The following is a 21,098-nucleotide window of genomic DNA, read 5'->3' on the forward strand; positions in this document are numbered from 1 at the left end:
CCGGTCGCACATTGCGGAAAACACTGGCCATGACTGCCACCTTCCAGCGAGAATCAGGCCCAGGAGAGGCATATCCGCGCGCAGAGGCTGCTGCCCACGCGTCTTGGCTGAGGTTTGCCGAATGTGCCACGTGCGCAAGTCCCGGTACCAGCCGCCCGGGGCAACACGTCGCTCAGTTTTGCCGACGCGGCTGTTCGTGCCGGCCTAAAGAAAAAGCGGAGCCCCCTATACGCCGAGGGCTCCGCCTTTGTTAGGAGCGTCCCGATTACCTTGCCAGAATCATGTTGCGGGTCAGGCTCAAGGACCCCATCTTCACGTGGCACAGGTACACGCCACTGGGCAGGCTACGCCCCATGTCATCGGTGGCATCCCAGATGAGCTCATGGGAGCCGGCAGGCTGCAGTTTGTTCTCCTGCAGGGTGCGCACCAGCCTTCCGGTGCTGTCGTAGATTCTCACCGTGACGTACTCCGCCCGCGGCATCTCGTACACAATGGCCGTTGTCGGGTTGAACGGGTTCGGATAGTTCTGGTGGAGCTTGAAGCTCTTCAGCACCGGGGCGCCCGGAATAATCTCCACTGCCGTCACGCCCCTACCCTCGATGATCATCAGCCAGTCCTGCGTGTTGGCATCGCCGGTCTCGTGGGCGATCAGCAGCTCCGGCTCGCCGTCACCGTCCATGTCGTGGACGAGGTTGTTGCCGGTCTGCCAGTAGTTCTTGTTGTCGCCCGGGAAGCAGACGTCGTACACGCGCGCCTCGGCGGTGTCGGGCGGGTACTGATAGATCATCTCCCAGGTGTAGCTGGTGGAGTCGGCCTTGTCGCCGCCCACATACTCGATGCGGAAGACCTTGCCCGACCAGTTGCCGCCGACAAAGATGTCGGCCTTGCCGTCGCCGTCATAGTCACCAGCGGTCAGGCCTCGGGTGCCATTGGGCGAAGCCATACCCACCTGGTAAAGGTTGTCCACACCGATGGTGGCCAAGTCGGTGACGTCGCCGATGAAGCCAAAGTAGCCGCGGTTGTCGCCGCTCACCACCTCGTTCTTCCCGTCGCCGTCCAGGTCGACGTTGACCGTGCCGTGGATCGCCGCCCACAGCATGTCCCCCCCGGCCACTGTGTGGTAACTGTAGGTATCGGGCCCGACGCCTTCATAGAACACAAACAGGTCCTTGGAGTAGGACGGGAAGAGCGCCTCCAACTTGCCGTCGTTGTCGATGTCGGTGATGGCAGCGTCGTAGATGGAGTTGACATCGGTGGTGGTATCCATCACCTCGATCTTGAACTGGGTGAAGGGGCCGGCAAATTCGCCCAGAAGGGAGAAGATCATCAGGGCGTCGTTCTTGGTGGCGCTGCTGAAGTTGCGAAAAGCGCAGGCCACTTCCGCCACCCCGTCGCCGTCGATGTCAGCGGCAGCCATGCCTGCGGGACGGGTGTTCGTGCCAGGCTTGGCCTCAAAGTTCCAGGTGGCGGTTGGCGAATCCCAGGACGGCAGACCGGAAGGAGATCCTTCAAACACGTACAAGCGGACAGGGTTGCCATCCGGAGTCGGATAGCCTCCTCCGTAGGGAATGCCAATGAGCAGCTCGTGCCAGCCGTCGCCGTCCATGTCGGTCACACAACAGGTGGGGAAGCTGGCTCCTCCAGTGGCAAGGGAGGTATCCCTGAAGGCCCAGATGAGCTCGTACGTGTCCTTGCCCGTGCACTCGTAGAGGTAGACGCAGGCCCCGTCGTCCAACTCATCATAGGGCCCATTGGGCTGCGACTCGTCCGTGAGGACGAAGAACTCGAGCTTGCCGTCGTGGTCAAAGTCGTAGGCGGCGTGCACCTCGTCGAGGCAGGTGAGGTGGTCGGGGTCAAACTGATGCACCCCAAACTCCTTGTGGAAACCCTGCGCCACATACTGCTGCGCGCTTGCCCCGCCCGCTACCAGCAGCGCAAAGCACCCCACCGTTGCCAAGATGCCAATCGCTTTGTTCATGGTGTCACCTCCTCGCTACATGGTTTAGAACAGCATCCCGGGGGCTTCGGTAGTTCTCTTGCGGCTAACATCACCTCCTTCAGGTCGCTTGATTCGGACTCGTTGTAGATTGACTCGGTCAAGATATTAAGCAAATTTCCCCTATTTGTCAACAACAAAATTCATGCTCTGGCGAGAAAATGCAGGCTTGAGGGAGCAACCTTTGCCCCATCCCGAACCCCGGCTGCACGTCCCAGGAGGACCTCCTGTGTCCACACCACGTAGTTCCCGCCTTAGAGGCACCAAATTGCTTGCCACCCCTGCCGGTGCCGCAAGGAACGCTGGTACTTGCCGGCCGCCGACTTGGCGACGCGGCGGTCGGTGTCTGTCGGCTTCCGCCTTATCATCTGCCATGACGTTCATGCCCACCTCCGCCAGCCTTCACCAGTAGCACGGTGCTGTTTGCGAGTTCGCCTTTGGCGGCTACATCCTTCGGCGACGAACGGTGATTCCTTGCACCACTCGCCCTCCGCCAAGCGGGCACACGCCCGGCGGCACCTGCCCCGGTGGCAATGCCAATGGCGGAATTCTGCGCACAGTGGTCGCTTTCTGGACACAAAATCTGGCAACATTGTCACAATTGTGGCCTGCGCCGCGCATCTTCCTTTGTTGAGCCCCGTCCCCGCGCGTCACTCCCCCCCTAACATGTCAGAAAAAAGGCGGATATCTCGCCCTCCCTGGGAAGGCACCCCCCTTTCCCGCCTACGCCCAGCCGGGAGAGGCTTCCACTGGCACAGGAGTTGCAAAATGCCATGCGAAAGCGCGCAGCGGGCGCTTTTCAACCGGGGCCACGAAGGAATGTGAAGCAAGCGATAAGGAGGAAGGCTGTCATGAGAACGCGGAGTGTGCTGTTCTATGACCCCGCGAACGGAAAGCCGAACGCCATTAGCAGCGAGTTCCACGCAGCAGGGTACCATTGCCGCCATGCGACCACACGCACTGAGGCGCTGCAGATTGTCGAGAGTCAGAGACCCGATGCCGTGGTGGTCTTTATCGATCGGTGCGGCGAGGATGGCTACTCCTTCTGCCGTTTGGTCAAGCAGCAGCTCAACTTGCGGCGCATGGCGCTCATCATAGTTTCATCGCAGTGCAGCGAAGAGGACATCATCCGGGGCTACGAGGCCGGCGCCGATGACTATGTGAGCAGCCTCAAGGGTCCACGGGAGCTCGTGGCCCGCGCAGGGGCGGTGATCCGCCGCATTTCCGAGTGTGACCCGGCCAAGATAAAGGTCAAGGACATCGAGATCGACCTGGGCCAACAACAGGTGCGCAAGTCGGGAAAACCACTAGACCTGACCTACATCCAGTTCAAGCTCCTGTACCTGTTAGCGTCACGTCGGGACAAGACCTTCTCCCGCGAGGAGATTCTTGATCGCGTCTGGGGGGGGAATGTCTGCGTCACCTCGCGTACGGTGGATGTGCATGTGAAGCGCCTGCGGGAGAAACTGGGCGAGCGCAAGTACCCCTCGCGCTACATACAGACCGTTCACGGCACTGGCTACCGCTTCATGCAGTAACCGTGCTTTTCCTCCCTCCAAAGAACCCCCGACCATGCGCCGGGGGTTCTCCTTTTTGAGCAATATGTCTTGCGAGAAGAGCCGCTTGGCTCAACGGAGCAGATATCTGAAGGTGATGATGCCGGTGACTTCCTTCTGTGCTGCGCCCGGCGGCAGCGGGTTGAATCGCCATTGGCGCAGTGCCTGGAGGGTGATGCTCTCCAAAGTGGCGTCGCCCTTGAGCACGGGTACCATCTCGCCCACACTGCCGTCCGGCAAGACGACGAAACGGACCTTCACCACTGCCTCCCGCTGCAGCCCATGCGGGTACTCCGGGATGACTTTGTACAAAATCTGCCGGTTGGCAGCCTCCCCTTCGATCCCGAAGCTTTCTTGGCCGCCACCAGCCGGCCCTGCGGTCTGAGGCGTGCTTTGCCCCACATCGCCCGTTACGGCCGTAGGGGCGGTAGGTTTCCCCCCGATAGCTTCGGGCTCACGCGGCGGAGCTTCCTTCGAGGCAGTAGCGCCGGCCGCTGGCGCCGGCACCTCTGGCGCCGGCTGTGCCACGGGCATCTTTTCTGCGGCCCTGGCGCTCAGTTCTGGGGGCTCTTGCTCCAGCATGCGCCTCTTTGGCAGGCTCACCACCTCCTCAGCCGCCGCAGAGGGCTGCACGACCTTTTCCCCCTTGGGGACCGACTCCGGTGGCACCTGCTGGATAGCCACCTTTTCCCCAACCTGGCCGCTGGCCCTTTCCCCAGAAAGGAAGGTGACCTCGGCAAAGTCCGGGGGATAGTGCTCCAGCCTTACTGCGCACAGCGCCAGGAGCAAGCAAAGCAGCGCGTGCACGGCCACTGAAACAATAGCCCCACGGCCGATGTCGGCACGGGCAAAATGGCCGATGCGTACAGCCGGGTTCATCTCACATCCCCGGTTGCGTGGCGATCAAGAACTGCTCGCCACCTGCTAACTTGGCAATGTCCACAATCTGGATGGCGCGCTCCAGGCTCAAGTCCTTGTCGGCACGGATGACCACGACTTTGCTGGCACCTTGGTCGAGCAACTTCCTGAGCTCCCCGCCGAGTTGCGCCAGCGATACCTGGCGGGTGTTCAGGAAGATGCGCTCGTCGCGCGTCACCGTCAGAAAGATGCGATTGGATTGGTCTACCTGCCCGCTCACGGCCTTGGGCAAGCGCACCTTGATCCCCGGCTGCACCACGTAGGAGGAGGAAAGCAGGAAGAAGATGAGCAGAAGCAGCACGATGTCCGTGAACGAGATGGCGGAAAAGACCACCATGGGCTTACGCGTTGTCCGGAAGTCCATCTGCTGCCTCCTTTGGCTCAAGCAGAAGGTCCATCAGCTCTGTAGAAGTTTCGGACATCTCGAACACGAAACGTTCTACTTTGCCCTGCAGCCAATTGTAGAAGATGAGCGCCGGTATGCCCACGCTCAGGCCTGCGGCGGTGGTGATGAGCGCCTCCCAGATGCCTCCCGCCAAGACGCTGGCGTCCACATTGCCGCCGTGCACCTGCACCTGCATAAAGGCGCGAATCATGCCGGTCACCGTGCCCAAAAACCCAAGCAGCGGCGCGATGGCAGCGATGGTGCCCAACACGCCTAGATACTTTTCCAGGAAGTATATTTCCCGCCGGCCAGCACTCTCGATTGCCTCCTTGATCTCCTGCCGTGGCCGGCTGATCTTTTCCAGACCAGCTTTGGTGATGCCGGCAATGGGCCCAGGCGTCTTCTTGCACAAGGCCATGGCCCCGTCGATGTCCTTGCGCAGGAGCAGGTATTTGATCTGCAGCACAAAAGTGCCGCTCTTGATGCGAATCTTGCGCAGCGTCACCAGCCGCTCGATGAGAATAGCCACAGCGATGATGGAGCAGAGCACGATGGGGATCATCAGCACCCCACCCTTGAGCACGATGTCGAAGAGCGTCATGTCACCTCCGCCGGTCTACCCTACTTCTCTTGTCCCATTACCATGTCGCAAATCCCCCTGCCTGAATGGTCAGCCCCATCTCGGGGTAGCCTTGCCATCGCTCGTAGCTGCGGTTAGTAAGGTTTTCTCCCTGCACAAAGAGGGAAACGCGCCTGTTGAGCTGGTGAGTCACCGCGCAGCTCAGCAGAGCATAGGGTTTGAGTTTGGCCTGGCGCACCAAATCCGCCGTTCGGCTGCTCATCAGGTCACTGCGCAGCTGGAGGCGCGTGCGCTCGCCCAAACGGTAAGCCGCGCTGAGGGGCACGCGGCGATGAGCAAGGTAGGGGAGATCCGCTGCTCCAGGCACTTGCGCCAAGCGGAATGAATCGCTGTACAGCGCATAACGAGCCTCGATGCTCAAATTGGCCGCTGGTTCTCCCCGCACGACCAGGGCGGCGTGGTTCATCTTCACATCTGGAACAACGCCCACGGTGAACAAGCCGCTGGCAGGATCGCGTTGCCAGTACCATTGGTCCTTCATCCAGGAACGACCCACGCGTGCCTCCAGCACCAGCTGGGAGGCCACCCGCCATTCGGCCCCGACGGCCAGCGCGAATTTGGTGAGCACCGGCTGCAAGAGCAGATGGGGGGCATGGTAAGGGTTCTCAGCGCGGCGCTCCATGAGGGTAGAACAGTCATAGCCACGGCGAAACTCGACTGTGAGACCCAGCCGTGGAGAGGGCGCTATCCAAAAGCGCCCCGCGATGCTCAGCGCCGATGACTGTCCTCCTGCTGCAGAGGAGACGCCGTGAAAGCCAAGCCCCAAGTAGGCGTGCCCACGCGCCAACACCTCGCCAGCCACCCCCCACTCGGCTTGAACCAACGAGCTCTGCTGCGTGCCCCTTGCCCCCTGCGGTCGATACCCTTCGCTCAGGTAACTGATGTTCGCCAGCAGCTCGATGCTCCCAAACGGAAAGACCACCCGGGTGTCCAGGCGATGCAGACCATCGCTGACACGGCTCAGTCGTACGCCCAGTGTGTCGTCGCTGCTCCGTAACGTCGCATATTCATAGGCCACGGTGAGCTGGCCGCGGTCTCCAAGGCCAAGCTCAAGGCCGGTGCCCAGGCTAACAGCCGAGGCATGGCGTTCTGCCTTCAGTGCCCTGGCCGTGTCGGGTGGGGTGGCTCCTGCAAGCCCATAGCCGGCCTGATTGATGTCCACGTGAGCGTGCACAGCTCCGCGCGGAGAGAAGGGGTAGGTGACCCTTCCCCCCAGGTCCAAGATGGCATACTGGCCATTCTCTACCGCGCCGTCGCTGCGGCGGAACGAGATATCGGCGCCATAGTTCATCCGGCGTCGCGCGCCGCGATACAGGGCCGCAACATTTGCCGTCCAGTAGCTCCCGCCCTCGGCCCGCAGGAGCAGCGACCTGGCCTGTGGCCCGCTTTCGGCGAGAAGCTCCTGGGGCGCCGCCGAAACCATGGTGGACGGAATAGTTTCGCGCTGTTCCTGGGGTCGATAGGCAATCGCAGGCTTTCCCCCTATCGCCAACTTCTGGCCGGGCAGCCGCAGACTTGTGTCCCTCCCGTAGACCAGCACCTCCGGGAGTTCCCACTGGGGGCGTTCTCCCGCTGTGCGCGCGGAGTCAGGCGGGACAAAGGGAAGCACGGGCGGCACCTCTTTTTGGCTCTGTGCCCGCAAGGCGGTGTCTGGACCCGTGCCCAGGAGCGCCCAGGCAATGATCCATGTCAACACGCCGCCTGGGGCCGTCACCCTTGAGGGGGTTCTCCTATGCCTCATCTCTTCAGCAGTGCCTCCAGCCGCTCGTTTGCCTTTGGGACCAAGGGGTGATCAGCATGGGCGGTGATGAGCTCCTGGTAGAGCTTTCTTGCATCCTGGTAACGGCCCAGGCGTTCGTATGCTTCGGCGGCGCCGAAAATCGCCTTTGCCACCCATTCCCGCTCGCCTGGGTAGAGGTACTTGACCTTCAAGAATTCGGTGGCCGCCTGTGTTGGGCTCCCCATGCGCAGGTAGCACTCCCCGGTCAGGTACTGCGCCTCCGCGGCGACGGTGGCCGTGGCGGCCAGGCCTGGTACCCTTTCCAGTTCTCGCAACGCATTAGGATAGCGCTTGAGCGCTATGTAGACGTTGGCCAATCCCACTGTGGCGCGCGCCTCGCCGTCACCACCTGCAAACCGTTTCTTCGCTTCCTCCAGCTGGGTCTGCGCAGCCTGATAGTCGCCAGCCTGAAGGTGGCAGTACCCAATCTGGGTCGCCGCCTGCGCCGCGAAAGGGCTGTTGGGAAAGGCCTCGATCAACTTCTCGAGGTTCTCCATGGCCGCGGCGGAGTTTCCCTTGGCCAGCTGCCACTCGGCGACGCGATACAGTGCCTCGGGCGCGCGAGCGCTCTGGGGGAACTCCGTCCACTGCTGCTGCATTGCTTGCATAGCCGCCGTTTCGTCACCACGCTGGTGGTGGCTCAACCCCACCCAATACCAGCTTTCTTGTGCCTGTTCCGACGCCGGGAATCGCGCGCGCAGCGCGGCGAACTCCGCTGCGGCTGCGGCATAGTTCTTCATGTTGTAGTACAGCTCCGCTTTGCGAAACTGGATGGCGGCTGCGGCAGCAGGGTCTTTGACCTTCCGCAGGTAAGTGTCGGCCACCGCTATTGCTTCCTCGGATTTGCCCTGCTGCACCAGCGCCCACTGGATGCCGCTCACGGCATCGTCCACAAAGCGGCTCTGGGGGAAACACTCGATGAGGCTCTGGTACTGGCCTATCGCCTCGTCGTAACGGCCCTCATTGTAGTAGCAGTCGCCCACGGCGTACGCCGCCTCCTCGACCCACTGGCTCTTCGGGAAGCGCGTTGCCAGCAGTTGAAACGAGGCGATGGCCTGCTGGTAGTCGCCGGCACGGAATTGGGCCTTGCCAATCATGAACTGCGCCTCTGGGGCCGCTGTGCTCTCTGGCCACTGCCTCACCACGCGGTCGAAGGCAGCCACGGCTGCAGGCAAATCCTCGCTGCGATAGTAGCAGTGCCCCACTTGCAGCTGTGCCTCGGCCGCCACCTGGGCCTGGGGACATTGGTCAGCCACCCAGGAATAGGTACGGATTGCCGCAGCATAGTCCTTGAGGTTGAAATGAGCGTCGCCCTGACGCAGTTTGGCATCGCAGCGCATCGCACCTGGCGGCGCAGCCGCAAAGGCACGTTCGAACTGCCGGGCCGCTTCGGCGTACTGTCCCAACTTGAGGGTCGCCCAAGCGCTACCGTACAACGCTTCGGCTGTGTGCTTTCCGTTGGGATACTCGGCAAGCAGCCTGCGATACAGGGACCCCGCCTGCACATAGTCCCCGGCTGCGTACACCGCCTCGGCCTTCCAAAACAGCGCCTCCTGGGCCAGTTCGGAATCCCCAGGGGCGGCGAGAACTGAATCCAAAGAGGCCGCAGCTTCCAGATGGCGGCCCAGATGATGTTGCACCCATCCGATTTTCAGGCGCGCTCGCGCCTTGAGCATGGGGCTGGCGGAAAAGGCAACGGCCTCCTGGTAGGCCTGAAGCGCCCGAGCTGATTGGCCCTCGCCAAGATAGCACTCGCCCACCATGTACCATGCGTCCGCCGCCACAGGAGAGCCAGGAAACGAGGTGACGATGCGCTGATATTGCTCCCTGGCCGACGCTACCTTCTGGCCAAAAAAGTCGAGGGTGGCCATCTCAAACAGCGCCCGGGCTGCATAGTCACTGGCCGGGTGCGCGTCGGCAACAAGCCGGAAGAGCCTCCTCGCCTCGGCTGTGTCCCCCACCGCCTGGCCACATTTTCCAGCCTGAAAAGCAGCAGCCGGGAGCAACGGGCTTTGCGGTAGTTGAGTGACAATGTGCCGGAATGCTTCCTCAGCCTGGGCAAAGGCCTTTTGCTCATAGTGCACCAAACCCAGGCCGTAGTAGGCACGGTCGACCATATCGCCGCCCACTGCTGGGTCAAGGAGCGCCGAAAACGCGGCCACTGCCTCACGGGGTCGTCCCAGGCGCGCCAGAGCATCGGCAACCGTTACACGCGCCTGACCGGCAAGTTTGTGCGTGGGGTGGTCACCGAGCGCTGCCGAGAAATTGTCTACGGCCTGCTGATACTCGCCTTTAGCAAACGCCACGAAGCCTAAGCGAAAGCGCGCCACGGCCGCTAACTCATGCTTGGGATATTCACGCGCCAGCTTCTGGTAGGCCTTCGTCGCGCTATTCCACTGCCCACGCTCTTCCTGCACCCAGCCGATTGAATAGAGGGCATAGGGAGCCAGGTCTCCCTGGGGATAGGCTGCGTAGGCACGGCCGTACTGTTCGAGAGCGTTTTCCGGCTGCTGCAGCTTATAGAGCGTCTCGCCCAGCCAATACCGGCCTTCGGCGGCCAGCTTCTCATCCGGGGAGCGTTCCAGAAGGGCACGCAAGTTTCGCTCAGCCTGCCTATACTCGCCTTTGTGGTAATGGGCCTGCCCTGTGCGGAGCATGCTCCGCGAGCGGAACTGCGTGGCGGGGAACTGAGCAGCAAGAGCCGTGTACTCGTTGATGGCGCGGGAGTATTCGCCCTGCTGGAAGTACGACTCGGCCAGGAGGTAGCGTGCCTCAGGCACGCGATCGCTCTGTGGGTAAGTGCGCAGAAACTTCTGCAACTCGCCGGCGGCCAAATCGTACAAGCCGTCGCCAAAAAGCCCCTTGGCCGTGGCAAAAGACCTTTGCTCGTCAGATGCAGGCACCTGACCTTGGCCCTTGGAGGCCGCAGCCAGACACGACAAGGCCACGACAAGAAGCATCAGGCGACACAATTTGTCTTGCGGTCTTTTCATGACTGTCCCAGCCTTCGGCGGTTCTCCTAAGACAACATTTGTACGACGGCGCTACGCGTCTTTTACGTACGCCATCCGTCTTGATTCCGCATGCTGCGTGTGCTCGCCGGCCAGCCTTCTTCCTTTGTTGCCAAATATAGGAATTTTTCTCGGTTCTGACAAAGGGATTTACGCGCAGTCGCGGGGGCACTTCGGTCCCGCGCAGTGCGAGGCCCCCACCGAGCCGCGACAGGGGTCGCCTTCCTCCCTGGAGCGAAACATGAGTGGCACTGAGCCAGGCTTTCGGCGCGCTCCGGGGCGGCGTAGGCGCGCGAAGCATCGTCCTGCGACATCGCCACGACAGCGGCCGCCCCAACTTCGGCGAAGGGCGGAGGTGAGTAGTGCCGGCCGTGACCTCGCGCCCGGCGGGGCGCACTCGAGTCTGTGGCCATGGGGACCGGCGTCACCAGTGGAGCGCCCTCGGATTTCTCCTGTCACGAGGGATGTGCGCAACTTGGGGTGGCGAGGCGTCCGCTCGCATTTTTTCCTCTTGACCTACTCGCCAACTTTCTATATCTTTACTCAGACATTTCTGGCACCATTCGATGAGGAGTTGCCGTGGAGATCAGAGAGACGCTGGTGAGCGAAGCAATCATCCGCACCTACGAGGAGCGGCTGCTCGCGGCCCTGGACAGCACCGTGGCCGTGGTAGGCGGCGGGCCGGCAGGCCTCATGGCAGCCATCCGCCTGGCAAGCAAGGGCATCAAGACCACGCTCTTCGAGCGACGCCTCAGTTTGGGCGGAGGGATGTGGGGAGGAGGCATCGGGCGCAACGTCATCGTCGTGCAGGAGCAAGCCAGGCGCATCTTGGACGAGCTGGGCATAAAAAGCATGCCGTATGCTTCGGGCTATTATGTGGCCGATTCCATAGAGGCGGTGTGCAAATTGGGAGCCGCTGCCAAAGATGCCGGCGCTGAAATTCTCACGCTCTTCAGCGTCGAGGATGTAATGGCAAAGGAAGGACAGATTCGCGGCTTGGTCATCACGCGCACGCCCATCGAGGAGGCAGGGCTCCATGTGGACCCCATCGCCGTCAGTTGCACATACATCGTCGATGCCACCGGCCATGCGGCAGAGGTGGCCCACATTGTGGGCAAAAAGGTGGGGCCGCTGCGGACCGCCAGCGGTACACCCCAAGGGGAAAAGGCCATGGCTGCTGCTGCGGGCGAGCAGTTTGTCGTCGAGCAGGCCGGCGAAGTGTATCCCAATGTCTACGTCGCAGGCATGGCGGTCGGGGCGGTGTTCGGCGGGCCACGCATGGGCCCCATCTTCGGCGGCATGCTCTTGAGCGGCGAGCGGGTTGCCCAGCTGATCGCCGCCCGACTGAGCTGAGTTTCCCCTGCCCCAGCGATTTCTCGAGGGCCCAGCCGCGGATCATGCCTGCGGCGTCGGGCCCTTCGCTTCCCGCTTGCGCTGTACAGCTTGGTTCGTCTTGCTTGGCGAAAGTAATGGCAGAGTCTCCCACAGTCTACTTGGGCATTGACATCGGCACGGCCAGCGTCAAACTCGCTGCGCTCGTGGAAGGGACAGACGCCGCCTTGACGGCGGAGATGGAGCGGCACGGGTTCAGCCGCCTTCGCGAGGGCAGCCTCCTTCTATTCCTCTCTCCTGCCCGCCCGACTCTTGGGGAGCTCGCCCAGGTCGCCACGACAGTTCGGCAAGAGGTAGAATCGTTCCTGCCAGCAGGATCATTGAAGGGAGTAGCGCTGACCGGTTGTGGGGCACATCTGTTGGCGGCGGATTGGCAGGCCAGCGTGCTCAACGACTTTCGCGCCATTGCCGAGGGGGTCACCGCGCTTTTCCCCGACGTCCGCACCATTTTGGAAATGGGCGGCGACTCTTCCCGCTACCTGGCAGTGGAGCGCCAGTCTCAGGGAAGCGCGGTCTCGATTGTCGATTATGCCCAGAACGGTGAGTGCGCCGCTGGCACGGGCTCGTTCATCGACCAACAGGCGCGGCGCCTCCTTTACCGCGTGGAGCAGATTGGCGAACTGGTGGCTACGGCCCGGCGCGCTGCCGCCATCGCCGGCCGCTGTTCGGTCTTTGCCAAGTCCGACATGATCCACGCCCAACAGCGCGGCTTCCAGCCACCGGAAGTGCTCAAGGGCCTGTGTCAGGCAGTGGCACGCAACTACAAGGGCACCATCATCCACGGGCGGCCTTTGCGGCCGAGGGTTGCCTTTGTCGGCGGGGTAGCCCTCAACGCAGGGGTGGCGGAGGCACTCCGCCAGGCGCTGGGGATTGACCATGGAGCCTTTTTCGTCCCCCCGTTTGCGGCGCACTATGCCGCCATCGGCTGTGCCATCGCCGCGCGGCGCGCCGACAAGAGTCCAGGGCGTCGCTTTCCTTCCGCTCGCTCCTCTGCGCCTGAGGGCGCCTACCCTCCTCTGTCGCGAGAGGGCGTCCAGACGATGCGTCATTTAGCAGCGGGCATGCCTCCAGCCAAAGAGTCCGGAACGATTGCCGCCTACCTTGGTCTGGACATCGGCTCGGTGAGCACCAATCTGGCCCTCATCGATGAGCAGAGCGCCCTCTTGATGGACATTTACACCAAGACCAATGCCCGCCCCATCGAAGTGGTGGCGGAGTGTCTGACCGAGGTTAGCAAGCGGCTCGGCCAGCGCGTCCGCATCCGCGGGCTCGGTACTACCGGCTCGGGCCGCGAACTCATCGGCGAGCTCCTCGCTGCGGACACCATCGTGGACGAGATCACTGCGCACACGGTGGGCGCTCACTTTGTCGCCACCCGGCACGGCCTGCCCGCTCCTGACACCATCTTCGAGATCGGCGGCCAGGACTCCAAGTTCATCTCCATCCGCGACGGCGTGGTTGTGGACTTTGCCATGAACGAGGCCTGCGCTGCCGGCACTGGTTCTTTCCTCGAGGAGCAGGGCGAGCGCCTGGGGATCAACATCGTTGGGCAGTTTGCCGAGTTGGCCTTTGCGGCTCACCATCCGCTTCGCCTCGGGGAACGGTGCACCGTGTTCATGGAAAAGGATGTGGCCGCATACCTCCGCCATGCGGTGGCCAAGGCCGACATTGCCGCTGGCCTTGCCTATGCTGTGGCGCACAACTACCTGAACCGCGTGGTGCGCCATCGCCTCATCGGCGAGGTGATATTCTTCCAAGGCGGGACGGCCTACAACGACGCGGTTGCCGCGGCCCTTGCGCGGGCGGTAGGCAAGCCAATCATCGTACCGCCCTTCAACGGCGTGATCGGCGCCATCGGCGCGGCACTTTTGGCTCGGGATAAGGTGCTTGCCACCGGCATCGCCAGCCGCTTCCGCGGTCTCGACTTTCGCCCAAGCGCGCTGCGCGTGCGGCAGTTCACCTGCAAAGGTTGCACCAACTACTGCCAGATGCAAGAGTATGATGTCGCAGGCGAAAAGAGCTATTGGGGCGACAAGTGTACGGAGCGCTACCGCAAGCCCCGCAGGGCGGAGCGGGAGCCGGAGTTGCCCGACTTTTTCGCGCTGCGCCAGCAGCTGCTCTTTGAAGGGGCAGCCGAACCCGACGGCGGCGGCCCAAACGTCGGCGTGCCGCTCGCCATGTACTTCTACGACCAGCTGCCCTTCTGGCGCACCTACTTGCAAATGCTCGGCGCCCATGTGACTCTGTCGGCGCCGACAACGCGCCCAGTGGCTGAGCGGGGCGAAGAGCTTGCCGTGGCCGAGCCCTGCTTCCCAATTCTGGTGGCACATGGCCACGTGGCCGCCTTGTTCGACGCAGGGGCCGACCTGGTTCTGCTGCCCACGGTCATCAATGTCCAGGCAACGTCCGACTCGCCCGAGTGCTACCTCTGCCCGTGGGGTCAGACCCTGCCCCTGGTAGTGACCAATGCCCCGGCGTTCGAGGAGCTGGAAGGGCGCATGCTGCGGCCGGTGATCAGATTCAAGGATGGGCCGGAGGCGGTCAAGCGCGCCTTGCATGCCACCGCGCGCCGCCTCGGCTGCTCCAAGCAGCGCAGCGACAAGGCGGTGGAGGCTGCCTATCGCGCGCAGGCGGCTTTCCAACGCCGCTATCTGCAAGCGGCCATGCCCCTGATCAGGCGGCATTTGGACAAGGGGGGAAGTGCGATCCTTCTCTTGGGGCGGCCCTACAACCTGCACGATCCCGCCCTCAACTTGGCGGTGGCGAACAAGCTGCGCACCCTCTACGGCGTCGATGTGATCCCCATGGATGCTTTGCACCTGGACGGGATTACGATCGCCGACATCCACCCGAACATGTTTTGGAACTATGGGCAAAAGATACTGCGGGCTGCCCGTTTCGCCGCAGGCTATGCCCATCTCCACGTCATCTATGTGACAAATTTCAAGTGCGGCCCGGATTCCTACATCAAGCACTTTGTAGCAAAGGCAGCGAACAAGCCGGCACTGTTCCTGCAGTTCGACGGGCACAGCAATGACGCCGGCATGCTCACCCGCTGCGAGGCCTTCTTGGATAGTGTTGGTATGCTGCGGCGCTGGCGGGCCCACGGAAAACCAGAGTCGAGGCGAGGGGCATGGCAAGCCGTGACGGCAAGTCAATAGTCGGGCGCACCTTGTACATCCCGCGCATGTCCTACGAGGGGGCGCGCGCCATGGCGGCCGCGTTCCAGTCCGCAGGTTTTGCCGCCGAGCCTACGCCGGAAGGGGACGCGCACACCTACGAGCTGGCCCGCCGCTTCACCACCGGCGACGAGTGCCTGCCGGAGCTGGTCACCCTGGGCGACATCCTGAAGATCGCGGAACAACCCGGGTTTGCCCCGGAGAAAACCGCGCTCATGATGCCGACCTCCAACGGCCCCTGTCGCTTCGGCCAGTACCGACACCTCATCGCCAAGGTGCTCAACGAGCTCGGCTTGGGGGAAGTGTACCTCTTTTCGCCGACGAGCGCCGACGGCTACGGCAGCATCGGCCGCGGGGCGCGGCAATTGGTGCGCACTGCCTGGTGGGCGGTGGTCGCCTCCGATGTCCTGCGCAAGCTCCTTCTCAAGACCAGACCCTACGAGGTTCATCCCGGCAGCACCGATGCGACGTTCAGCCGCGCCCTGGACTGCGTGTGCGCGGCGCTTGCCGCTCCGGCGCTTTCCATGGCTGCCCACCGACGCCGCGTGCAGGGCGCACTGGAGGAGGCGCGCGATATGCTCCGGGCCGTGCCGGTGCATCGCGATAGCCCCAAGCCGCTCATCGGGGTGGTGGGCGAGATATTCTGTCGGCTCAACGACTTTAGCAACAATCAAGTGATTAGGCGCATCGAGGAATTCGGCGGCGAGGTCTGGGTCTCTGACGTCGCCGAGTGGGCCTGGTACACGAACAAGGAGGAACGCGTGCGCCTGCTCCGCGAAGGCAGACGGTTCTCCTTCGCCATGCTGGGGAACCGCCTGCGCCAGGCAGTGATGCGCGCCGATGAGCACGCTTTGCTGCGGCCCTTCGCCGATGACCTGCGCGGCTACGAGGAGCCGCCGCACACAAAGGCCATTTTGGCGCGCAGCAGACCGTACTTGCCTGCGGAGGCCGCCCTGGGCGAGATGGTGCTCAACGTGGGCAAGGCAATCTGGTACTACGAGAAGGGCGCAGCGGCGGTCATCGACGTCAGCCCGTTCAGCTGCATGAACGGCATCGTCTCTGAAGCGGTCTACCCTCGAGTGAGCCGCGACCTGGGGGGCTTCCCCATCCGTACCTTGTACTTCGACGGCATCCAGGACAATCTCGACCGCGACCTAGACATCTTCATGGAGGCGGCGCGGAACTTCCTGGCGCGTCGTACCGCAGCCTCAGGGCCGACCAGGAGTCCCTGGCATCCCTTTGCAAAGTAGCAGTGCACCCAGGCGCGGGCTCCATGGCTGCCCCTGCTCCCCAGCGACCAAAGACCCAAGAGGCTCAGGCGTCAGGCCTATCAGTGACCCTCTGTGAGAACCTGCGGTTTCACCTGGGTCTCACCTCTGGTGCCTGCGTCACCCACCACCATCCCCCTTGTCTCGACCACAGAGGGACAGACATGAGGAAGAAGAGCCAACCGGAAGGAGTTGTGCCACAAGCAACAGCGGAGGAAGCCGCCGCCAGTGACCGTCTGCAAAGGTGGGTAGTTTCAGCCAAGCGAAACTGCGGTGCCCCTACCTTTGCCCTGCTTCGTCTGCCGCGGGGTCCTCAGTGACCTCTACCGGCGCCGCATCCTCGTTGCGCACCCAGGCGAACTTGCGCGCTAAGGTCTTGGGGTAGTATTTGCCCAGCACCTCGTAGCCAACGCGCTTGCCCCAATGGTAGTAGACGCGGGGTTCGATGTAGGACTTTAGGCTGGTGCCCAAGTTCCAGGTGCGGTTCTTGGCAGCGATCGCCATGCGCGCCTGCAGGGCACCCAGGGCGTGCTCGGCCTTCTGCAGGCGCTGCCGTGCCGCTGCCAGCCGGGCTTCCGCACGCGCCACCGATTTTGCGACCCGCTCCCTAACTTGCTTGCGCTTTTCAGGCCGCGCCGCCTTCACCTTCTGCGCGGCCTCCCTTTTCAAGGCGGTCAAGGCTGCCTGCAGGGCCTGGACCTGGGCGCGGTACTTCTTCACGCGTTCCTCGGCGCGCCTCTCGCGCTCTCTGAACTTTTCTCGACGTTCGCTCCAGTTGGCAGGGGCTTTCTTCGTGTGATTGCAGAGGATTGCCGCTTCCAGATTTGCCTGGGCGGCAGCCTGCCATTTCTTGTACTCTGGGTCCTCTGGAACGACCCCGGAATTCTCCAAGCTCTCGCGCACGGCGCACGTGGCGTGATGGGTACGGAACACCTTTGCAGTGAGCCCAGGCAGGATGCCGGAGAGGTACTCGTTCACATGTCGGCTACTAATGCCCGGGAATAGCCGCGGCTTGTCTCGGGTGGGGTGCTTCTTGCGGTTGCGGTTATTGGAGGGCCGGGCATTGCGCACCAACTCCTGCAAATTGGCCACCACGGCCGGAGGCAGCGACAGCTTCTTGTGCCAGAGCACCGAGTCCTTGCCTAAGAAGCGAAACTCCGCCACGCCGTCGGGGTGCAGCTTCACGTGTTCGGGACGCAGGGTCGTCGCGCCCACGGTGTCAGCCTCGTCCGGGTCCTTTTCGTCGCCCACGCGCATGCACAGCGCGTCGATGAGGTAGCAGGCAGTGGCCACCTCGCGGGTGCGCGGCTCCGGGCTAGTGAGGTCTTGTGCGATGCGGCTCCGCACGTGCTCCAGCACTGCGCCAAGCTCGTGCGCCTTGTCGAACTTGCTCGCCTCCCTGGCCTGCTTGACCGGCGCCGTGTCGTGGAGCCAGATGTACTTCATCTTCCCGGAAAGCTTGTCCTTCCACCTCGCCACCCAGAGCGAGTCCGGATCCCAGACGATCCCTTGCCAGTTCCCCTCAGGACGGGGCGCATTCGGGCTCAGGTTCAGCGTAATGTCACTTTGCTGGGGCCCTTCCTTCCACCGGCCGCGCAGCGGATGCTTGCCCCTCCCCATAAAAATACAGCTGGGCTCCACAAGGTAGGTGCCGAGTTCTACACGCTCGCCGTCCACAATGGCATAGCCGAAGCGTTCCTTGAGCTGCTCACGTCGTGCTTTCCGCTCGGCTGCCTGCGCCTTGCGTTCCTCCTTGGACATGGCCAGCTTTGCTTGCCTCTCCGCCTCGACGATCTCCACCGCAGGGGTAAAGTCCAGCTCGTCCGGTCGCAATGGAGGCTCGAAGCCAAGCGCGGCGCTGAAGTCTCTGAGAAAATTTCGCACGAATACCGGGTCTTCGACATAAGGAGTGCCCTGCTTGCGCGCCCAGGCAATGGCCATCTCTGCTTGCTTTGGGGAAAGCTCCACCTCCTGCCCCCGCACCTTCAGCTTCAGTCCCCCATAGTGCGGTGGTTCAGACACCACAACCCCATTGTGCATCAACTCCTGCAACTCTCCTCCTCTGCAAAGCACATAGCAGCATCTGTCCCATGTGGCACAAAAATCGGAGGTAAATATATCGCGATTTTCGCGAAATTTCAAACTGTTTGTGCGCCTTGGTCGGATTGGCAGCGGGAAAGCGCTGTGAGCGCGACGAGTCAGCGCAGCTTACCCATGACGATCGTCACCGTAGCGCCGCTGAAGGGTTGCGGCGCGTTGAGGTCATAGAACGCGTAGGCACCAACGCCCACGAAGCGGCTGAAGGGGTAGAAGACCTGGATTTCCAGGGGAAAACCAAGCGTCGGACCCCTTGAGACCCATCGCCCAGGCACCCCGCTGAGGCCCAACCAATCTCCTTGAAACTCGGAGCCGCGCACCCACGCGAGACCGGTAGCCATAGCCGGCCACAAGCGCATAGTCCTCGTATTCCTTGCCGCCGAGGACTGCCGAGCTATTCGCCGTGAGACGGTCAGAAGAAAGGAGGTGGTTCACCTGCAAACTGAGCGCTGCGCTTCCGGCGCTGAACCCGAGACTACTGCGGCCCACGCCCACTGCGAGCCAGCAGCGAATGCTTTTCTCTTGCTTACCGAGGAGAGCATGAGGAGCGGCGAGGGCCACAATTGCAGCCAAGGCCAAAGATGCGAGCGGCATGCGCATGCTCATGGCTTGTCTCCTCCCTGGGAGAATCAGCTGCTCTAATCACGCAGCGTCCCCCGTGCGAGACCCCCTCTGAGGGTCAGCGCTCCTCTTGCGCCATTTCGGCGAAGATTGCCAGCGCCCGGTGCAGCACCTCTTCGTCCACGGCAAAGGAGATGCGAAAGTGGCTGCGGCGCGCGGAAAACTCGCTGCCGGGCACGACCAGGACACCTCGTTCGATGGCGCGGCGCACAAAGGCGTCGCCGTCGCCCCCTGGCGCCTCGGGAAAGATGTAGAACGCGCCTTCTGGCCGCGGCACGGAGTAGTGCTTGCCCAGCTCGGCATAGACGAGGTCCCGCTTGCGCTGGCAGCGCCTCAGGTGCTCGGACAGGTCCACCTCTAAGGCGACAAGCGCGGCCTTTTGCGCGGGCGAGTTAACGCACACGTAAGAGTACTGCTGCAGCATGGACATGGCCTCGATGACCGGGGCCGGCCCCGTGGCGTAGCCAACGCGCCAACCGGTCATCCCCCCCGTCTTGGAAAAGCTATTGACCACAAGCGCCTGGGGCAACACCTCGCCCATGCTGGTGAACTGCCGACCATCGTAGACAAAGCGATCATAGACTTCATCCGATATCACCACAAGGCCGTGCTCCTGGGCAAGACGGGCGACCATCTGGAGTTCCTGGCGAGAATAGACTGCGCCGGTGGGGTTGTTCGGCGTATTGAGGAGGAGGATCTTCGTCCGTTCAGACAGCTGCGCGATAATCGCCTCCTCGCGCAGCCGAAAGTCCGGGTAGGTGTCGATGAGCCGGGGAACGCCCCCCAGCAGGCGCACCACGTTGCAGTAGGCGACAAAGTAGGGATCTGGAATCAGCACCTCGTCACCCTCATCCACCAGAGCCATCATGGCCAGCAACAGGCCGGCGGTGGCCCCGGTGGTGATGAGCACCTCCTCCACCTCGACACCTCGGGCACGCAGATAGCCACATACAGCCTCGCGCAGCTCAGGGATGCCGCGGGTGGGTGTGTACTTGTTGTAGCCCCTCTCCATCCACTTGATTGCCTCGGCCTTCACTGCCGGCGGCACGTCAAAGTCTGGCTCGCCGATGGAGAGATTGAGAAGCTCCTTTTGGTGGCAGGCAATTTCGAAAATCTTGCGAATCCCAGAAGGACGCACCCTTCCCACCCGCTTGGCAAGCTGCACGCCTCTGCTCACGCCGACTCTCCCGTGTCTATCTCCGCTCCCGCTCCCTGTTCAGCTCGGGCACCCTTGTGGCAATCACGATCTTGCGCACCCCGGTCTGCTTGGCCACATCCATCACCTCCACGACCCGCCCGTGAGCCGCGTCTTTGTCGGCACGCAGTACCAGCGGTCGCTCTCGGTCCACGGCCACCTGGAGCTCCAGGCGGGCCTTGAGCGTGTCCAGCGCCACCTGCTGTTCGCCTAAGAAGATCTCGCCCTGCGGGGAAATGTGCACCACGAGCTCCTTGTGCTCCTCCACCTCGAAAGATTTGGCCGCCGGGAGGTCTAACTTCATTCCCGGTTGCTCGAGGAAGGTCGAGGACACCATGAAAAAGATGAGCAGCAAGAAGAGCACGTCAATGAGGGAGGTGATGTTGATGAGCACTCTGCGCCGGGGACGTTCACGAAAGCGCATTGTCCCCCCTGGACTCGTGGCTTCCCGGCACAGTCACCTTCTGAAGGAGGGTGCTTGAGTATTTCTCCATGTCCAAGACGAGATCTTCCGCCTTGGAGGCGAAGTAGTTGTAAAAGACCAGCGATGGTATGCCGATGGACAGCCCAGCCGCAGTGGTGATGAGCGCCTCGGAGATGCCTCCAGAAAGGGCGCTCGCCTGGCCTACACCGATGCGCGAGATGATGTCGAAGACCTTGATCATCCCGATCACGGTGCCGAACAGTCCCAGCAGTGGCGCGACGCCGGCCACCGTCTCCAGGATGACCAGCCCGCGCTCCAACACGCGCGCCTGCTGCCTGCCGACGTCGGCGATCAGCTCTTTCGCCTCCGCCCGCTCCAGGTGCCGGTTCTCTAGCACTGCGGCCACCAGCGTGGCGAAGGGCCCTTTGACAGTGTGACACAGCTCCAAGCCATATGCCCTCTCTTCCGGCCCGCGCAGGTTCTCAATCCATCCTACAATCTCGGGGACGAGGACGCGCTTGCGCCTGAGAACCAAGCTCTTCTGGATGACCACGGCCAAGGCCAGCACCGAGCACAGCGCCAAGGGGATCATGGTGAGCCCACCCTTGGCCAGGGTGTGGAACACGCCCGTCACCG

General features: G+C 62.7%; 15 protein-coding genes. 4 read left to right on the plus strand and 11 right to left on the minus strand.

Translation table 11 applies throughout. The features are described from left to right. Positions 1 to 265: 265 nt before the first annotated feature. A complete protein-coding gene (locus NUW13_08295) occupies positions 266 to 1,978 on the minus strand; it encodes an FG-GAP-like repeat-containing protein (GenBank protein MCR4439025.1) in 1,713 nt (570 codons plus the stop codon). An 869-nt stretch (positions 1,979 to 2,847) separates the two neighbouring features. Between NUW13_08295 and NUW13_08300 the strand changes: the two genes are divergently transcribed. Further along, the gene (locus NUW13_08300) at positions 2,848 to 3,534 is read left to right on the plus strand and encodes a response regulator transcription factor (protein MCR4439026.1); all 687 of its coding nucleotides are present in this window, start codon (positions 2,848 to 2,850) and stop codon (positions 3,532 to 3,534) included. Between the two features lie 90 nt (positions 3,535 to 3,624). On the opposite strand, the gene NUW13_08305 is transcribed toward NUW13_08300, so the two are convergent. Genes NUW13_08305 through NUW13_08325 form a run of 5 tightly spaced genes read right to left on the minus strand, consistent with a single transcriptional unit; the run spans position 3,625 to position 10,268 of the window. Further along, the gene (locus NUW13_08305; GenBank protein MCR4439027.1) at positions 3,625 to 4,431 is read right to left on the minus strand and encodes a TonB family protein; all 807 of its coding nucleotides are present in this window, start codon (positions 4,429 to 4,431) and stop codon (positions 3,625 to 3,627) included. Position 4,432: 1 nt separating this feature from the next. Further along, a complete protein-coding gene (locus tag NUW13_08310; protein MCR4439028.1) occupies positions 4,433 to 4,834 on the minus strand; it encodes a biopolymer transporter ExbD in 402 nt (133 codons plus the stop codon). Next, the gene (locus tag NUW13_08315; protein MCR4439029.1) at positions 4,812 to 5,456 is read right to left on the minus strand and encodes a MotA/TolQ/ExbB proton channel family protein; all 645 of its coding nucleotides are present in this window, start codon (positions 5,454 to 5,456) and stop codon (positions 4,812 to 4,814) included. Before NUW13_08315 ends, NUW13_08310 begins: the two co-directional genes overlap by 23 nt. A gap of 37 nt (positions 5,457 to 5,493) precedes the next feature. Continuing rightward, positions 5,494 to 7,236: a TonB-dependent receptor gene (locus NUW13_08320; protein ID MCR4439030.1), complete on the minus strand. Its 1,743-nt coding sequence runs from the start codon at positions 7,234 to 7,236 to the stop codon at positions 5,494 to 5,496. Continuing rightward, positions 7,233 to 10,268 (minus strand): tetratricopeptide repeat protein, encoded by a 3,036-nt coding sequence (locus NUW13_08325; protein MCR4439031.1) that lies wholly within the window; start codon positions 10,266 to 10,268, stop codon positions 7,233 to 7,235. The genes NUW13_08320 and NUW13_08325 overlap by 4 nt, the downstream gene beginning before the upstream one ends. A gap of 597 nt (positions 10,269 to 10,865) precedes the next feature. On the opposite strand from NUW13_08325, the gene NUW13_08330 reads away from it, so the two are divergent. The 3 genes from NUW13_08330 to NUW13_08340 all read left to right on the plus strand — a co-directional run bounded on the left by NUW13_08330 (position 10,866) and on the right by NUW13_08340 (position 16,107). Next, entirely contained in the window at positions 10,866 to 11,639 is a 774-nt protein-coding gene (locus tag NUW13_08330; protein MCR4439032.1) for a sulfide-dependent adenosine diphosphate thiazole synthase, read from the plus strand. A 116-nt stretch (positions 11,640 to 11,755) separates the two neighbouring features. Next, a complete protein-coding gene (locus NUW13_08335) occupies positions 11,756 to 14,839 on the plus strand; it encodes an acyl-CoA dehydratase activase (GenBank protein ID MCR4439033.1) in 3,084 nt (1,027 codons plus the stop codon). Then, positions 14,812 to 16,107, plus strand: coding sequence for a hypothetical protein (locus tag NUW13_08340; protein MCR4439034.1), 1,296 nt, complete (start codon positions 14,812 to 14,814; stop codon positions 16,105 to 16,107). The genes NUW13_08335 and NUW13_08340 overlap by 28 nt, the downstream gene beginning before the upstream one ends. 297 nt (positions 16,108 to 16,404) lie before the next feature. Here the strand turns inward: NUW13_08340 and NUW13_08345 are convergent, their stop codons facing one another. The 5 genes from NUW13_08345 to NUW13_08365 all read right to left on the minus strand — a co-directional run bounded on the left by NUW13_08345 (position 16,405) and on the right by NUW13_08365 (position 21,096). Continuing rightward, complete coding sequence (locus NUW13_08345) at positions 16,405 to 18,177, minus strand: DNA topoisomerase I (protein MCR4439035.1); 1,773 nt, start codon at positions 18,175 to 18,177, stop codon at positions 16,405 to 16,407. Between the two features lie 146 nt (positions 18,178 to 18,323). Continuing rightward, the gene (locus NUW13_08350; GenBank protein MCR4439036.1) at positions 18,324 to 18,563 is read right to left on the minus strand and encodes a hypothetical protein; all 240 of its coding nucleotides are present in this window, start codon (positions 18,561 to 18,563) and stop codon (positions 18,324 to 18,326) included. A 338-nt stretch (positions 18,564 to 18,901) separates the two neighbouring features. Next, the gene (locus NUW13_08355; GenBank protein MCR4439037.1) at positions 18,902 to 20,020 is read right to left on the minus strand and encodes a pyridoxal phosphate-dependent aminotransferase; all 1,119 of its coding nucleotides are present in this window, start codon (positions 20,018 to 20,020) and stop codon (positions 18,902 to 18,904) included. 16 nt (positions 20,021 to 20,036) lie between these two features. Then, positions 20,037 to 20,462, minus strand: coding sequence for a biopolymer transporter ExbD (locus tag NUW13_08360; GenBank protein MCR4439038.1), 426 nt, complete (start codon positions 20,460 to 20,462; stop codon positions 20,037 to 20,039). After that, positions 20,449 to 21,096 (minus strand): MotA/TolQ/ExbB proton channel family protein, encoded by a 648-nt coding sequence (locus NUW13_08365; GenBank protein MCR4439039.1) that lies wholly within the window; start codon positions 21,094 to 21,096, stop codon positions 20,449 to 20,451. Before NUW13_08365 ends, NUW13_08360 begins: the two co-directional genes overlap by 14 nt. Between the last annotated feature and the right edge of the window lie 2 nt (positions 21,097 to 21,098).

This window comes from candidate division KSB1 bacterium (assembly GCA_024655945.1).
Classification (GTDB): domain Bacteria; phylum Zhuqueibacterota; class Zhuqueibacteria; order JANLFK01; family Oleimicrobiaceae; genus Oleimicrobium.

What these genes read in the sequence shown, in the direction of transcription:
- NUW13_08310 (MCR4439028.1), bottom strand. Translation starts at nt 4,834, where the DNA reads ATGGACTTCCGGACAACGCGTAAGCCCATGGTGGTCTTTTCCGCCATC.
- NUW13_08305 (MCR4439027.1), bottom strand. Translation starts at nt 4,431, where the DNA reads ATGAACCCGGCTGTACGCATCGGCCATTTTGCCCGTGCCGACATCGGC.
- NUW13_08320 (MCR4439030.1), bottom strand. Translation starts at nt 7,236, where the DNA reads ATGAGGCATAGGAGAACCCCCTCAAGGGTGACGGCCCCAGGCGGCGTG.
- NUW13_08295 (MCR4439025.1), bottom strand. Translation starts at nt 1,978, where the DNA reads ATGAACAAAGCGATTGGCATCTTGGCAACGGTGGGGTGCTTTGCGCTG.
- NUW13_08325 (MCR4439031.1), bottom strand. Translation starts at nt 10,268, where the DNA reads ATGAAAAGACCGCAAGACAAATTGTGTCGCCTGATGCTTCTTGTCGTG.
- NUW13_08300 (MCR4439026.1), top strand. Translation starts at nt 2,848, where the DNA reads ATGAGAACGCGGAGTGTGCTGTTCTATGACCCCGCGAACGGAAAGCCG.
- NUW13_08350 (MCR4439036.1), bottom strand. Translation starts at nt 18,563, where the DNA reads ATGGCTACCGGTCTCGCGTGGGTGCGCGGCTCCGAGTTTCAAGGAGAT.
- NUW13_08335 (MCR4439033.1), top strand. Translation starts at nt 11,756, where the DNA reads ATGGCAGAGTCTCCCACAGTCTACTTGGGCATTGACATCGGCACGGCC.
- NUW13_08315 (MCR4439029.1), bottom strand. Translation starts at nt 5,456, where the DNA reads ATGACGCTCTTCGACATCGTGCTCAAGGGTGGGGTGCTGATGATCCCC.
- NUW13_08340 (MCR4439034.1), top strand. Translation starts at nt 14,812, where the DNA reads ATGGCAAGCCGTGACGGCAAGTCAATAGTCGGGCGCACCTTGTACATC.
- NUW13_08360 (MCR4439038.1), bottom strand. Translation starts at nt 20,462, where the DNA reads ATGCGCTTTCGTGAACGTCCCCGGCGCAGAGTGCTCATCAACATCACC.